This is a genomic window from Clostridium sp. DJ247 (genome assembly GCF_014231265.1).
The window spans coordinates 54877-70960 of the sequence record NZ_JABAIW010000014.1 but is presented as its reverse complement, the minus strand read 5'-3'; the positions used below and the strand labels follow the sequence as shown (position 1 = coordinate 70960).

At 32.4% G+C, this 16084-nt stretch carries 11 protein-coding genes; all 11 read right to left on the bottom strand.

Features of this window, described 5'->3' with window-relative positions; genetic code table 11:
- Window positions 1–61: 61 nt before the first annotated feature.
- The gene (locus tag HGI79_RS07845; RefSeq protein ID WP_185650118.1) at window positions 62–3589 is read right to left on the bottom strand and encodes a glycoside hydrolase family 32 protein; all 3528 of its coding nucleotides are present in this window, start codon (window positions 3587–3589) and stop codon (window positions 62–64) included.
- 412 nt (window positions 3590–4001) lie between these two features.
- Complete coding sequence (gene manZ / locus HGI79_RS07840) at window positions 4002–4826, bottom strand: PTS mannose transporter subunit IID (RefSeq protein ID WP_185650117.1); 825 nt, start codon at window positions 4824–4826, stop codon at window positions 4002–4004.
- 14 nt (window positions 4827–4840) lie between these two features.
- Window positions 4841–5611, bottom strand: coding sequence for a PTS mannose/fructose/sorbose transporter subunit IIC (locus HGI79_RS07835; protein WP_185650116.1), 771 nt, complete (start codon window positions 5609–5611; stop codon window positions 4841–4843).
- Between the two features lie 23 nt (window positions 5612–5634).
- Window positions 5635–6123, bottom strand: coding sequence for a mannose/fructose/sorbose PTS transporter subunit IIB (locus tag HGI79_RS07830; RefSeq protein WP_185650115.1), 489 nt, complete (start codon window positions 6121–6123; stop codon window positions 5635–5637).
- A gap of 1 nt (window position 6124) precedes the next feature.
- The gene (locus tag HGI79_RS07825; RefSeq protein WP_185650114.1) at window positions 6125–6541 is read right to left on the bottom strand and encodes a PTS sugar transporter subunit IIA; all 417 of its coding nucleotides are present in this window, start codon (window positions 6539–6541) and stop codon (window positions 6125–6127) included.
- Window positions 6542–6806: 265 nt separating this feature from the next.
- Window positions 6807–9572, bottom strand: coding sequence for a sigma 54-interacting transcriptional regulator (locus HGI79_RS07820; protein WP_185650113.1), 2766 nt, complete (start codon window positions 9570–9572; stop codon window positions 6807–6809).
- A gap of 675 nt (window positions 9573–10247) precedes the next feature.
- Window positions 10248–10931, bottom strand: a complete 684-nt coding sequence (locus tag HGI79_RS07815) for a Yip1 family protein (RefSeq protein ID WP_185650112.1) — start codon at window positions 10929–10931, stop codon at window positions 10248–10250.
- A gap of 353 nt (window positions 10932–11284) precedes the next feature.
- A complete protein-coding gene (locus HGI79_RS07810; RefSeq protein WP_185650111.1) occupies window positions 11285–12499 on the bottom strand; it encodes an ABC transporter permease in 1215 nt (404 codons plus the stop codon).
- Window positions 12496–13206 carry an ABC transporter ATP-binding protein gene (locus HGI79_RS07805; protein ID WP_185650110.1) on the bottom strand — a complete coding sequence of 237 codons (711 nt, stop codon included), beginning with the start codon at window positions 13204–13206 and terminating at the stop codon, window positions 12496–12498. Before HGI79_RS07805 ends, HGI79_RS07810 begins: the two co-directional genes overlap by 4 nt.
- Window positions 13203–14525, bottom strand: a complete 1323-nt coding sequence (locus HGI79_RS07800; protein ID WP_185650109.1) for an efflux RND transporter periplasmic adaptor subunit — start codon at window positions 14523–14525, stop codon at window positions 13203–13205. Before HGI79_RS07800 ends, HGI79_RS07805 begins: the two co-directional genes overlap by 4 nt.
- 692 nt (window positions 14526–15217) lie before the next feature.
- Entirely contained in the window at window positions 15218–16036 is an 819-nt protein-coding gene (locus tag HGI79_RS07795; RefSeq protein WP_185650108.1) for a polysaccharide deacetylase family protein, read from the bottom strand.
- Window positions 16037–16084 lie beyond the last annotated feature (48 nt).

The following is a 16084-nucleotide window of genomic DNA, read 5'->3' as shown; positions in this document are numbered from 1 at the left end:
GCAGGTATGAAAAGCGTGGACAAATGTTCCACGCTTTTTCAGTATCTTTAATCCCTACAAACTAATTTTTAGTAAGATTTTGGAATACTCCTGTACCGTTCCATACGTTAATTCCAAATCTTCCACTTGTATAATTAGAATCATTAATATTGATTACCGGTGTAGTTTCACCATTGAAGAATACTTGTATATTGCTACCTGAGGTTACAACCTTTAAGTGATATACAGTATTAGGTTGGATTGCCACATTAGCCGTTACTGGTGTTAGACCAGGGCCCCAAAGCTTAACTACTCCGCTTGCATCAATGTTTGCACAATAGAACTTAGTGGCATCTGCATCTGCTCTAAATACAAGTCCTGCAGCTTCGGTTGTTCCAGTTACTTTCAAGTCGCCTTCGTACGTGAAATCTGTTCCCACTGTAGTTGACATTAGGAAACCATCAGCATTGCTAATAACTCCCTGTTTACCGCCTTCTACATCAGACCAAGTACCAGATGGACTATAGAAGCCCTTTAAGTTTGTATTTAAAGTGCTGACTTTTATATTTTGGAATACTGAAGCACCATTAAATACATTCATTCCAAATTGTCCACTTGTATAAGTAGCGTCGTTAACATTGATTGCTGGTGTACCTCCATCATTTAGGTATACCTTAATGTTGCTTCCATTAGCTACTACCTTAAGCTTATATGTGTTATTAGCACTTATTGGTGTGTTATAAGTACCTAATACAGTTCCATCTGAACGCCATAGTTTTACAACTCCACTTGTATCTACATTTGCACAGTAGAATTGTGTAGCATCTGAATTTGCTCTGAAGATTAATCCCCCTGCAACTCCGCCTACAGGTTTGATATCTCCTTCTAATACAAAGTCTGAACCAGTTTGTGAGTTAAGAATGAATGAATCTCCTCCAGCGTTTGTACCTATTTTTCCACCTGTAGCATTAGTCCAAGTACCACTTACTGTTGACCATGTACCAGTAAGATTGCTGTCAAATCTGCCTACATTTACATCATCTACATTTATGTGTCCCCAGCTTCCAGTATTGTTATCTACAATTTTTATATAACATTCTGTTCCAAGGTATGTTGAAGCATCCCAGAATACTCTTTGCATAGTTTCGTTATTTGTTCCTGTTGCTTTGAAAAGTTCAGTATTGTCAGAAGCCCTGCATAATGCTACATATTCATTATTTATATCGTTACCACCACCTACCAATAAATCAATTTTTCCATTACCAGTAAGTACAAAATTCTCAGATCTTAATTCTCCTGTAAGTACATCCTGTCCTTCTTTATAGCCACTTAAGAACTTACTTCCATTTTGTCCATAGGTTCCGCTCCACCAGTCTGTTTTAGCAGTAACGTTACTGGATTTAAAGGCAGTACCACTCACTGATCTCCACCCTGTTAAATCTTCTGACTCAAAATCGTGGTTAGCTATACCTTCAGTAGATTTTATAGGCACGTTAACATCATCTAGATTTATATGTCCAAAACTCCCTGTAGAATTATCAACAACTTTTATATAACACTCAGTTCCAACATATTGTGCCAAGCTACTACTGTCCCATATTGTTCTAGCATAAGTCTCGCTATTTGCGCCTGTTGCCTTTATCAGTTCAGCTCCATCTGAAGCTCTGCATAATGCAACATAAAGATTATTAATATCATTTCCTCCAGAAAGAAGGAAGTCCATATTTCCACTGTCTAGTACAAAGTTTTCTGATTTGATTACTCCAGTTTGTGCGTCTCCGCCATTTTTAAAGCCCCATAGGTGATAATTTCCATTCTGTCCAAAGGTTTGTTCATTTCCTCCCTGTGCTGTAGTGAAATCTGTAACATCTGAATGAGTAAATGCATTGCCACTTAATATAGTCCAACCAGTTAAATCGCCTGTTTCAAAATCATGGTTCTTTAATTCCTTAGCACCTTGAACATATGTTGGCGCTTGCTTTGGAGTAGCTGAATTAAAAGGAGTATAAGTAAGTGAGTTTACTGTAACATTATCACCTACTGTATATAGTTCAGCTCCTCTGCTTGCATCATCTGGGAAGATAACATCAGTCATAGAAACTATACCATCGTTTCCAAATAACTCAACTGAACTTGCGTCAACTAATATTTTCATCTTTATTGTGTTGTTAACTGGTGTAGCTGTTGCATTATGAATAATGTCAAACTCGCCAGCATTGGATCCAGGTCTTGCACCTGAATTTGATCTATCAATTTTTAATTGTGAAGTTGTCTTATCATAGTATACCTTAGTATATTGTGAACCACCTGTACGAACTTTGAAACCAAATTCTGTAGCAGTAGTAGTGTTATCAGTTCTAAATTCTGCATTAATTTCGTATTGCTTACTGTTTACTCCTGAAAGCAAGTTAGCTCCACCTGGAGTTATTGTTTGATTTGTCCAAGATTGACCAGCTGCTTTTATACTATCTAATTGCGCAACTGGATTATTTATTAATTTTATTTTTCCATTAATTGTTTTAAGTTGTAATTCTCTTGGAACTGTCATAGCACTTCTCCAAGTTCCTGCTGGATCTGTTGGAGTTGCTGTAGCATATTTCCAGTTACTCATCCAACCTATAAACAACTTTTTCTTTTCTGAGCCAGGTATGTTTGACCAAGTAACCCCTGCATAGTTATCTGAACCATTGTCAAGGTATTGGAAATCCTTCCCATCCTCAAATGTTTGTACATTTGTAAAGTCTTTTCCATCAAAGTCACCAATCATATATACTGTACCTGATCCATATTTAGCACCAGGATTAATACTTATAACCATTACCCACTTTGTTGTGCCATCTTCTAATTGAAGTGGGAATAAATCTGGACATTCCCAGTCACCATTAGGCTCAACTATATCTAAATTAGTTGCACTGAAAACTGCATCACTTTGTGTCCAATTTTTAAGGTCAGGTGAAGTATATATTCTTGCTTCATCATGTTGAACAAGAGTCATATACCAATGTCCATTTCCGTTTCCTTCATCATACCAAGCTACCTTTGGATCACGGAAATCAAAACCTTCATCTATTCCTGGAGATGGTATTACAGGGTTACCTTCATACTTTTTCCATGTTCTACCCTTATCGTTACTATATGCAATACTTTGTTCTTGAACATCGATTCTTTTTGCAGGATCAGCTTCTCTGGGATCGTCTTCACTTCTAGCACTAGTATACATAGCTATTATAGGTGGTTGTCCGTTAATTCCAAGTCCGCTCGTATTCTTGTAGTCTACTACTGCACTACCTGAAAAAATCATTCCTAAATCATCTGGATACATAGCTATTGGATACTCTGTCCAGTTTACCATATCTGGACTTACTGCGTGTCCCCAGTGCATTGGTCCCCATGTAATGCCATCTGGGTAGTATTGATAGAAAAGATGATATTCTCCATCCAAGTAGAACATACCGTTGGGGTCATTCATCCAATGCTGACCTGGCGAAAAATGAAACTGCGGTCTGTATGTTTCTGTGTAAGTAGGAGCTGCAGATACTGTAGCAGCGGATAACACTGTACTAAGAGTTGTTGCAATAAGAGCTGTCATAAGTTTTGTTTTTAAATTCATAATACTCTCTCCTCCGTATTTTATAAAAATATAATTCTTGGCTTCAGGGAAAGTTTTTATTCCTCTGAAGCTTAGAAGTAGTTATGGGATAAAGGTTATCTTTGTAATCTAATTTTTTATCTATATATGTTTCTAGAAATAATAAACCTTAGATAAACGTATACACAACAAGCAATTAAATAAATCTAGTGTTTGTTTATATTACAACTACTATTTTTCCATAGGCATTCCTCCTATTTAAATTTTTATATTGTATAAGTAATCAAATATTTAAGAACTTGATCACTTATAGAATCCTATAGTATTAATTTGGCTCAGTTTTCAGCCATTGTGCTGAAGTATGTGTTAAAGGTTTCAAGAAATCTATACATGTTTTAATAATACTGTAATATATTTAAAAATAATGATTAAACTATTTTAATATTCCTGCCCAGTACCCTAAAATACCTACAGCAAATAATGCAAATATAATTACTATTGGGTTTACTTTCTTCTTTAATAATCTCATACATAAAAACGTTAACAATAATGGCAATAATCCTGGTAATAATTGATCTAATATACCTTGTACTGTTGTAATGACCATTTTTCCATCTTGTCCTTTATATTGTGAAAGTACATATGGAACATTTATGCTAGTCCATTTTGAAACTAAAGCACCCATTACAAATAATCCTAAAATCGATGCACCTTCAGTTAACTTTTGTAATCTATTTCCTGCCATATCTGAAACAATTTCAGTTCCTTTGCTATATCCATACTTTAAGCCATACCATTTTGTTGCTAATCTCAAAACATTAAAGATTACTGCAAATAATAATGGACCTATTATACTTCCACCCATTGCTATTGATGCACCTAATGCTGCAGCAACCGGTCTAATTGTTCCCCAGAATACAGGGTCTCCCACACCAGCCAGTGGACCCATAAGACCTACCTTTACACCACTAATTGAAGCATCATCTATAGGCATACCATTTGCTTTTTGTTCTTCCATAGCTGCTGTTACGCCCATAATAGGTGCAGATATGAATGGTTGTGTATTAAAAAATTCTAGATGTCTTTTTAAAGCAGCTTTTTGATCTTCTTTTTTGCTATATAATCTCTTTATAGCAGGAATCAATGTAACACAGAAACCTACAGATTGCATTCTTTCAAAGTTAAAGGAACCTAGTAAGAACCAAGAACGAACAAACATACTTGTCATATCACTTTTAGTTAACTTCTTTTCACTCATTTTTATACCCCCTTCTATAATTCATCCAGTTCATCGACTACAGCTTGTGTCTGGTTAAACCTTGGATTTAATTGGATATAAAGTATAGCAAATACTGTTCCCATTATACCGAATCCAACAAGGTTAATATTTAAGAATGCTGCTATTACAAAACCAAGGAAGAAAAATGGCATTAGATATTTTGCTTCCATCATATTAATTACCATAGCATAACCAACAACCACTATGAATCCACCAGAAATTTGTAATCCTCTTGTTATTACAGGAGGTATTGCTGCTAGCATTCCGTTAACAACACTTGTTCCAGCTACTGCTGCTACTAACGCTGCTGGGATAGCTACACGAATTCCTTGTAATAGTAAAGCTACAAAGTGGCACATTTCTATACCTCTAAAATTAGCTTCTTCTGCATATTTGTCTGCAAGATGTTGAAAAAATACAGTTATTGTTCTAACAAATATAGTAAGTACTTGTCCTGCTGCTGCAATTGGTATTGCTACTGCTATACCAGCTCCTATAGATTGTTTACCTACTATTACTAGTACTGTAGCTATTACACTGGCCAAAGCTCCATCTGGTGCCATAGCTGCTCCTACGTTCATCCAGCCTAAAGCCATCATTTCAAGAGTACCACCTAAAATAATTCCTGTTTGAAGATCACCTAAAACTAGGCCTATTAATGTACATGCAATCAAGGGTCTATGTGTTTGACCTTCGTCAAGCACGCTTCCCATACCGCAGATAGCGGCAACAATTACAACTAGTACCATTTGAATACCATTCATTGACTATTCCCCCCTATAAATATTTATTCTTTTAAAGCACTCAATTTATCCATTAAGTCTATCTTAGGATTGCTTGCAATCTGTCTTATTTCTAGTTCTATGCCTTTTTCATGTAGTTTTTTGAAAGCTTCTATATCCTTACTATCTACAGATACTGCACCAGTAATTTGAGTTTTTCCTTCTTTATAACACATTCCTCCAACGTTTACAGACTTGATATCAACACCTCCTTCAACCATTCTTAAAACATCAGTAGGATTGGTAAATAAAAACATTGTCTTGAAGTCATTATATTTTGGGTTTTTATATGCCTCTATAGCCTTATCAATAGGTAAAACATAAGCCTTTATATCTGCTGGAGCAACTTGAAGTAGTAAAGTCTTTCTTAGTTTATCTTGTGCAACTTCATCACTACAAGCTATTATCTTGTTACATTTTGACTCCTTTACCCAAACAGTTGCCACTTGTCCATGTATTAATCTATCATCGATTCTAACAAAATTAATTTGCATTTTATAATTCCTCCTCAATATCATTAAAGTTTGATTTAAATGATTTTATTCCACTGCTTCCTGCAGTTTCTGCCAGGTTTACTAATTCAACTAGACTTAATGAGTCTCTAGATGCAAAAACCTCCAGTAACATAGGTAAATTTACACCTGTAACTATGTCCATATTTTCATTATCTACTGCTATTCTACTAGCCGCGTTATAAGGACTTCCTCCAAATATATCCACCATAAAAATTAATCCATCAGCATAATCTAGATCTTCCATCATATACCTATATTTATCAACAAGATCATCTGCACTCTCACCTGGATTGAAAGTCACATATTTTAAGTTATCCTGTTTTCCAAATATCATTTCTGATGAGTTTACTATTTCTCTAGAGAACTCTCCATGAGTTCCAACTATTACTGCTATCATGAATATCACCTCCTTATTTGTTTTCACATTAATATTAATAGCAAGTCCCGTGCCAAAGTTTTGTATGAAAACATTTAACACTTATTTTTAGTTATTATATAAATACCCATACCCGAAATTCAACTTATCGGAGTATAAGTTAAATTTCGGGCATGGTATCTATAGGGTATCCAAGAGAGTTTTTCAGCTATAGTTCACTAGTTTGATACAAAAGTTTATATTCTTGATACAACTCCCCTATGAATTTAATACTTTTTGATACTTTTTACTCTAACATCATACAAATATAATATTTTTCATCCTCAGTTAAATTTAAGTTTAAGGATTTTTTGAAAATCTCACATGCTTTATTTACTGCATTAATAATATTTTTATCAATAGCTTTTCTATCTTCTGCATAACTTAATCCCTGATTAGTTATCATTCTTTCCAGTGCATAAGCTACGTGATTAATAAGACTTATTCTAGTTCTATTCTTTAACTCCTTCTTTAACTCTTTTTCTAATTTCTCCACAAACTGTATCAGTAATTCTATTATCTTGTGAGGATTTAAGTAGGTAAGAAACTCTTTTAGACTATCTTCACATAAGTCTTTTATAACAATACCTTTATCATCATTTATTATAGTTAAATTATTGTTAACTAACAGTTCTCTTAACATCTTTTCCCCGTTAACATCCATAAGCTTTTCAAGTGAAATAAAAGGTATATTCTCAGCAGGCTTCTTTATTCCTATAGCTACTAAAACATTATGCCTTTTCTGAAGTTCTTTTATCTTTTTATCCATTTCCCTTATTCCTACAGGTACAATTTTTATATTTTCTCCAGTTAAATCAAATACTATTTTTTCTACTATTTCTTTTAACTTTTCTGCAGTACCTTTTCCTGAAGCACATATTGTGACAATAACTTTGTCACCTATATACCTTTTTTCATTTAAATAGTTATTATATCCTTTAAAATCCTTTAGTGAATTATATATATCTTCAAGGTTCATATCTAAAATACTAGATTTCCTTGCAGCTTCTAGTATTAGAGGAGTTGATACCATATCAATACTTTTAACTTGAATACCGGTTCTCTCAATTATAGTAGGTTCAAATTTCACTAAGGAACCCATGTCTACAAGTAATAGGACACCCTTGCCACTATCCATCTCCTTTACTTTATCTATAACAACTTCTAATATTTCTTTAGGACTTACATGAAGAGGCATATCAACAGCACATATGTTACTATTTCCTAATAGGCTTTTTACAACGTTAACCATACTGCTTGCCGTAGAATTTCCATGAGCTGCCACTATAATTCCAACATCTCCGTTCTTATCCTCCTCTACGGATTTTAAAAGTATAGCAATATAGCTTACCTCTACTTCAGGCACAGCTATATTGAATTCTTTACTTATTAGCCCCCTAATTTTTAATGCAACGCTGTATTCTTCATCATTGCTATTTACCGTATCATATGCCTTTCTATCATCATATTTTTTCTCTTTTATCCTTTTAAAAAAAGCACTGAGATGAAGACTTAAGGCATATACGAATCTATCACTGTACTTTCTATTTAACTCTGTCTCTGCCAAGACTTTTACTCGTTCTGCAAATTCTAAAGTCTCTTTATCTACAATTTTTAGAATTCTATCCTTATTCTCCTTATTTTTACTAAATTTATTATAGAAGCTTTTTATATGAATATTTACATCCGTAGTAATAAACTTATTGATATAATCATTATCCATACCTTCTTCCTTTAATAAACTCAACTTATCCTCTATAATTTTATATAGATTAAAAGGAGGCTCATAAGAATCTCCCCCTTCCATAATAACTTTGTAACCATCAGGAGTTATTAGTAAAGGTGTATTTAAAATAATATCTAACTGTTGAAACTCCCTTCTATCTCTTCCAATTTCAAAAAAACCATCTTTTATATTAGGAGATAAAGTTTTAAAATCCAACTCTATATAATCCTTATTATTGTTTATACTATCTAAGAAACCTTTAGCGCAGGTAAGTTGAATATTAGATTTTAACTGGCCAATATTTCCATAGGTAGCACTACCTATTAAAGCTTTAACAACTTCTGCAGAGGCTTTTATAGGCTTGTTTACTCTATGTGCTTCATTTAAAAATAAATGTCTTATTATCTCTACCTTTTCTTCGTTCGTCCTTTCTTGTAGTGATGGTATATTTATTGTTATTGGTATTCTTCTCATAAAGGTCTTTAACATGTAGGAATCACTATCTTCTGTAGTTGCTCCTATTATAAGTACATTGGCTTTTCTTGTTCTTTCCGTTTCTCCCAGCTTATTATATTCTCCTGTGTCCATGAAATAAAATATCATTTCCTGTCCTTCTGGAGGTAATCTATGTATCTCATCTAGAAACAGGATACCTCCATTAGCCTTTTCCACCAATCCTGACTTTTCAGAGTCTGCCCCAGTAAAAGCACCCTTTATATGACCAAAGATATGAGCTAGTAATAACTGAGAGTTATTGTAATAGTCTGCACAATTAAAAACAATAAATGCTGATTTATCCGAAAACCTATTTACAAATTTACCGTAGTTATACATCATCTTGGCAAATAAGGTTTTTCCTACCCCTGTTTGACCAACAATTAGTGTATTTAGCCCCCCTGGAGGATATAATATTGCAGCTTTTGCTTGTTCTATTTGATTCTTTAAGCTCTTTTCCGCCCCTATTAACAACTTAAAAGGTTCTTTCTCCTCCTTATCTAGAATAATATCATTAATACTTCTTACTTCTACAATTTCACCCTCCAACGCAAAGTCTAATATCTCTTCTACAGCTGTCCTATGCAAAAACCTAACAGGTCTTGCTGTTATTTTTATTATTTTACCTAATCTTAAAAGCTCATTAAGCTCTTTACTCACATTATTTCTTAACATACCTAGATCATCTGCTATTTTAACAGACGTAAAACCTATGTCCTTCAGCAACTCTTCTTTTGAAAGCTTTTTTGTGTTATCTTCAAGATAACAATAAATTTTATCTATTCTCTTCATTAATATCCCCCCATGTTAACTAGCTATATCAAAACATACTCATTTATTCTATATATAATACCTCCTTGTCATTGGATAAAGTCAAATTTAATTTAGATGGAGTTTTTAGTTCAACCTAAGTTTTAGTAGAATGTATGGAACAATATCTTTAATATTATATATAGCAATATTCATTTCAATAAATGTATCAATATTTAATACATAAACTTTACATTAAACGTTTACTCCAGATAAAAAATATTCGTTGACATATATAAAACCAATTAGTATATTTGTATAATATTTTATTTACAAATGTATCAATTACTGTTTTTCTTATATAAATATTATATTACAACGACCCCACGAAAACAATTACAATAGTCTAACCAGAACTTTATTTCTAATCAATACATTTCATACTCTTTATATTTTCATTTATTGCAAAACAAAAATATAAAGAGTATCATATTTACCATTTAAATGACAAAAATATGATACTCTTCCCTGATAAGATTGTATTACAATTTTTATTATAGAACCTTATATAGATAACTACAACTCAAATTTAACTTATACGTAGGAATATGCTGCCAAAACTGAAGGCACATTTAAAAACTTTTTAACGTGCCGAAGTTTGGCAGCATATTCTGGAGTATAAGTTAAATTTCGGGCATGTTTATCTGTAATACAAAACTATTTTAGATTTTTAGCAAAAAGAGCTAAAGATATAATAGTGCTAAGTAAAAATAAAATTATAACAATAGCAAAGCTTCTTTTCTTTGTGATTTTTCCAACTACTGATATCCCTATAGTTAACAACACTATTTGCCATATATTAAATATATCAAATACATCTAGAAATGCATTTAATACACTAGGGTTAATCAGAGAGTTCACCCCTAAGGGCTTATTAGTAATATTCATATATATCCACTTTAAAACTTGGCCAATAGTTATAGGTAAATAACTCAAGCAATATATGGACACAAGCTGCTTATATCTTATCTTGCAACCAAAAAGCCTAGTCAATGCCATATAAATTAAAGCTGTTATATAAATAATAAAAATAGTAGTTATTACTACAGATCCAATTTGTACAGGTATGGATGTTTGAAGATCTATAGCTTTCTGTATAATTTCTGGAGACGCATTTGGAGAAGACTTTTTAAACATATCTGTAACTGACTTCTGTATAAGATCCATAGAAACTGTTGTCTTCATAATTGTGTAAGCTATAGAAACTATAATGATTATAAGCATATTCCACAAGTATTTAGGCTTTTCTATAAACTCACTGAATAGTACTGACGGTTTCTTGAAAAAGTAAATAAGCTTTTTCTCAATAGTTAAATTTGCTTGGTTTTCTTCAATATTCATAAAATTATTCCTCCCTTTTATGATGATCAAGACTTAAAATTTAACTTATACGTAGGGATATATTGCCAATGTTGAAGTCACATTTAAATATTTTTGTATTAGTCTTAGCGAGAATTCGAGAAAAATCTTAGAACTTTAGATGTGTTTGAGCATAGCGAGTTTATCAAAGTTCTTAGATATTATTATGAAACTCATCTTCCTTTCGTCAGATGAGTAAGCGATTCGCACAAAATCACAGATTTTGGCTCTCTGCTTAAATTGGAGCTTTAGACTAATCAAAAATATTTAACGTGACGAAACATGGCAATATATCCGGTCGTATAAGTTAAATTTCGGGCATGGTTATCTATATCTTATTCATATCTTAAAGCTTCAATTGGATCCAGCTTTGCTGCTTTGCTTGCAGGATATAATCCGAAGAAAATTCCCACTGCTGATGAAAATCCAAAAGCTAAAAGTATTACTTTTATAGATACAGGTACATGTACATGAACTATAGAACTAATTAATTTACCTGAAGATATACCAATTATAGTTCCTATAGTTCCCCCTATTAAACAAAGAATTACAGATTCCATTAAAAACTGCAGTCTTATATCGCTGGTTTTGGCACCTATAGCTTTTCTGATTCCTATTTCTCTGGTTCTTTCTGTTACAGATACAAGCATTATATTCATAACACCTATTCCTCCAACAGCTAAGGATATAGCAGCAATAGCTCCTAGTATCATAGTTAAGGTAGTAAGTATTTTATTTATGATATCCAGCTCCTTAAATCCTTGTTGTGCCATATATTTATTACTATTCTGATTTTGGTGCTTATTCTCAATTAATCTTATAATTTTGTTGCTTATTTGATCAGCATGACTCATATCTGAAAGCATTACAGTTAAGCCACTTAAATTTGTATTTTGAAATACTCTATCTGCTATAGTTATAGGAATTATCATAGAACCAGGCATATTATCTAACGCTCCTATGCCTAAATTACCACTATTATCTTCAAATACACCTATAATGCTTACATAAATATTCTTATCTTGTATATTTAACTTTGCTCTTTGTCCTACTGCATCTACATCACCAAAGAGCTTAATAGCAGTTTTGTTATCTATAACTGCCACATTCTTTTTCGTATCTACATCATGGTCATTTATATATCTTCCTTTTACAATTTTTACAGTATCCACTTTTTCAGCATCAGCATTAGTGGCAGCTACACTCATACGTTTAGATTTATTTTCTGTTTTTAAAGATCCCATACTTCTGAGAATTGGAATTACCTCTGTGGCTTCTGGTATTTTATCCTTTATAAGGTTAACATCATCTATGGTGTAGTAGTCTCTTTTCTCTATGTTATCATTAGTTGAATTCATTTGTAGATTTATTAAATTAGTTCCTATGCTTGCAAATTCCCCCGTTATATATTGCTTAGCTCCATCTCCTATAGAAACTATAGTAATTACAGAGGATATACCTATTATTATTCCAAGCATAGTAAGAAAAGACCTTAATTTATTTGCTCTTATACTCTGAAAGGCAGATTGAAAGCTTTCTGTTATATTCATAATTTATGCCCTCCAATAACAATTCTATCTCTTACAGTATCATCTGATATTATATTTCCATCCTTAAATACTATAGCTCTCTTTGTATGCATTGCTATATCAGGTTCATGAGTAACCATAACTATAGTTACTCCATCATCATTTAAGCTTTGAAATATTTCCATAATTTCTTCACTAGAGGAACTATCTAAATTACCCGTTGGTTCGTCAGCTAATATTATGGCCGGTTCATTTACCAATGCCCTAGCAATAGCTACTCTCTGCTTTTGTCCACCTGAAAGTTCATTAGGTTTGTGATACATTCTATCTGAAAGACCTACTTTATCAAGGGCTACCTTAGCTCTTAGCTCTCTTTCCGATTTAGATATTCCTGCATACATCATAGGAAGCTCCACATTTGCTATAGCCGTAAGCTTAGGAAGAAGATTAAATGCCTGAAATACAAAGCCTATTTTTTTATTTCGTATGGCAGCTAAACTATTGTCATCTAGAGAAGAAACATCTACTCCATCTAAATAATATTTACCCTCTGTCAGCTTGTCTAAACAGCCTAATACATTCATTAAAGTAGATTTTCCTGAACCAGAAGCACCCATTATAGCAACATATTCCTTCTCTTCAATTGAAAGATTGATTCCTTTAAGCGCTTTCAGCTGAATGGCACCAGTATCATATACTTTAACAAGGTCTTCAAGCTTAATTATCACTTTTTCACCCCTCCTGCATCAGAAACCTTATCTCCTTCATGGAGAGTTTCCGGAGGATTAGCTATATATCTGTCACCTTCACTTAACCCAGATGTTACCTCTACATCATAATCCGTTTCAAGCCCTGTTTGTATATATTTTTTAGAGACTTTGTTATCTTTACTTACAGTATAAACGTACTTTTTTGCATTAGCCTTTTCTTCTTTTATACTGTCAAAACCTATGGCAAGAACCTTATCTTTTTCACTTAATGTAATATCTGCATCTGCTTCATATCCCGCCTTTAAGCTCTCATCAGAGTTGTCCATAGTTATTTTAATGTTAACCTTATACTCCTGATCTGTACCATTACTCTTAACTTGTGCCAGTTGTCCTATATCAGTAACAGTTCCCGTATATTTTTTGTCTGATCCCTTTAATTTAATGCTAGCTTTTTGTCCTTTACTAATTTTAACTGCATCATATTGGCTTATATCTGCAGAAATCTTGAACAAGGACGTATCATCAATTATAATCATATCACCAGTGCCTGGAGTTTGATTTTCTTTAGCATCCATTTTTACAACAATTCCATCTGTGTTAGCTCTTATATTACTATCTTCTATTTTTTTATTTAAATTATCTATGTCCGCTTGAACTAGTGATACTTGGTTTCTTTGATTAGTTATTTTATCTGCACTGGATGTGTTTATATTATTTAATATATTTTTAGAGTTAGTTAAAGCCGCCTGTGATGACTTTAATGTACTTGCAACATCTTCTAGAGTTTTCTTTGCAGCATCATAATCGTTTTGTGATATAGCTCCTGCATTCATTAAACTTTGACTTTGTTGAAATTTCTTATTAGCATCATCATAATTTCTCTGTGAGTTTTCTAAAAGTGCTTGTGCCTGAGCCACTGAATTCTCAGCATTGCTTTTATCAGCAACAGCTCCTGTACTCATTAACTGCTTTAAGGTAGACTGAGCACCATCTAAAGTTATTTTTGCCTTCCCTAATTGACTTTCATAATCAGATATATCCAGTTGAACTAATATATCTCCTTTTTTTACCTGCTGCCCTTCGTTAACCAAGACCTTTACTACTTTCTGAGAAGGATTCAATGCTATAGTGTTTCTATACTTAGCTTCTATGTTTCCAGTAACAGAAACAGTTTGTACTACTTTCTTTGTAGAAACTTTAGATGTTGTCACTAACTTAGCTTTATTATTTTTTGCTTTTGTATAAGAAGATACCACCATGCCAATAACAACAATTATAACTACAGCTATAATTATAACTCTTTTATTAATCTTAAAAACTGACTTATTAAACTTCATATAAAATTCTTACTCTCCTTTTAATATAGGGTTCTAGACTTGAAACTTAATATATTCCGAAGTATAAGTTAAGTTTCCACTGCAGATCCCTATAATTGTAATTTCGTTAAGATATTGCAGTATTACTTTTCTATGCACCACCCCCAAAAATAAAAATTTTAAAACATAATTTTAAAACTATTTACCATTAGGCTCATTGTAATTTAGCATATCCTTATGTATTAATTTGTAATACCACATAATTTTAACATTAAATATGACTTTTAACAACATCTGCCTTATTTGTAAACGAACAAAGCTCAACTAAACATTCTATGAGGTTTTAATCCCTATGATGTTTAATTGAACTTTATAAAAAATTATAAATACCTATAACTTAAATTTAACTTATACGTAGGTATATATCACCAATGTTGAAGTCACATTTAAATATTTTTTATTAGTCTTAGCGAAAATTTGAGAAAAACCTTAGAACTTTAGATATGTTTGAGCGCAGCGAGTTTATCAATGTTCTTTTGTATTATTATGAAACTCCTCTTCCTTTCGTCAGAGGAGTAAGCGATTCGCATAAAATCATAGATTTTGGCTCTCTGCTTAAATTTGAGCTTTAGACTAATTAAAAATATTTAACGTGACAAAACATGGTAATATATACCGTAGTGTAAGTTAAATTTCGGGCATGGTTATCTATACTAACTTCTATTTAATATCCCCTGTCTTATCATTTCCTTTTCTTCCTCAAGAGTCAAATCATCAAAGGTTCTAAACACAAAACCTTCATCCTTTAGATATTTTATAACTGATGGTAGTGCCTCTACGGTACAGTTATTGTAATATGTATCATGCATTAAAATGACTGCATATTTCTTATTACTACATTGTTCTGCTATATTTTCCTTTATCTTTTCCGCAGTTATTTTATGGCTATTTCCATCTCCCGAATCCACATTCCAATCTACATATTTCATTCCGCTTTGAGCTAGTGTTACCTTTATACTATTTAGATTAGATTGACTAGCTACTAGATTAGTAGATCCTCCTGGTAGTCTAATATATGGGATAGGCGTTATTTTAGTAATTTTTTTTATTACATTACTACAGTCCTGAAGGTCTTTAAGATACTCATCTAAGTTTTTATACATTTTTTTATAATCATGACAATAAGTATGTATTCCTATACTCATGCCAGAATCACTTAAGTTTTTTAATATTTCAGGATTTTCTTCCCCCTTCATTCCTACCACAAAAAAAGTTGCCTTTACATTGTTTTCATTTAATATTTTCAATATTTTATTTGTGTTATTCACGCAGGGTCCATCATCGAAGGTTAAAAATACTTCTTTACTATGTAACTGTTCATACTTTAAATCACACTTCGTAGATTCTTTAGTAATACTTGTTGTACTAAAGCAGGAAACATCCTGTTGGTAATATATATAACTAAAAAATTGAAACAAAAAAAATAATACAGAAACAAAAGCTACACATAAAGCAGATGAAAATTTCTTCATATAAACACCTTCTTTTGTTATGTTAGATTCATATATCCTCATGAACCA

Excerpts from the sequence above, each read along its gene's own strand:
- HGI79_RS07845 (WP_185650118.1), bottom strand. The coding sequence starts at position 3,589 with ATGAATTTAAAAACAAAACTTATGACAGCTCTTATTGCAACAACTCTT.
- manZ (WP_185650117.1), bottom strand. The coding sequence starts at position 4,826 with ATGAGTGAAAAGAAGTTAACTAAAAGTGATATGACAAGTATGTTTGTT.
- HGI79_RS07835 (WP_185650116.1), bottom strand. The coding sequence starts at position 5,611 with ATGAATGGTATTCAAATGGTACTAGTTGTAATTGTTGCCGCTATCTGC.
- HGI79_RS07830 (WP_185650115.1), bottom strand. The coding sequence starts at position 6,123 with ATGCAAATTAATTTTGTTAGAATCGATGATAGATTAATACATGGACAA.
- HGI79_RS07825 (WP_185650114.1), bottom strand. The coding sequence starts at position 6,541 with ATGATAGCAGTAATAGTTGGAACTCATGGAGAGTTCTCTAGAGAAATA.
- HGI79_RS07820 (WP_185650113.1), bottom strand. The coding sequence starts at position 9,572 with ATGAAGAGAATAGATAAAATTTATTGTTATCTTGAAGATAACACAAAA.
- HGI79_RS07815 (WP_185650112.1), bottom strand. The coding sequence starts at position 10,931 with ATGAATATTGAAGAAAACCAAGCAAATTTAACTATTGAGAAAAAGCTT.
- HGI79_RS07810 (WP_185650111.1), bottom strand. The coding sequence starts at position 12,499 with ATGAATATAACAGAAAGCTTTCAATCTGCCTTTCAGAGTATAAGAGCA.
- HGI79_RS07800 (WP_185650109.1), bottom strand. The coding sequence starts at position 14,525 with ATGAAGTTTAATAAGTCAGTTTTTAAGATTAATAAAAGAGTTATAATT.
- HGI79_RS07795 (WP_185650108.1), bottom strand. The coding sequence starts at position 16,036 with ATGAAGAAATTTTCATCTGCTTTATGTGTAGCTTTTGTTTCTGTATTA.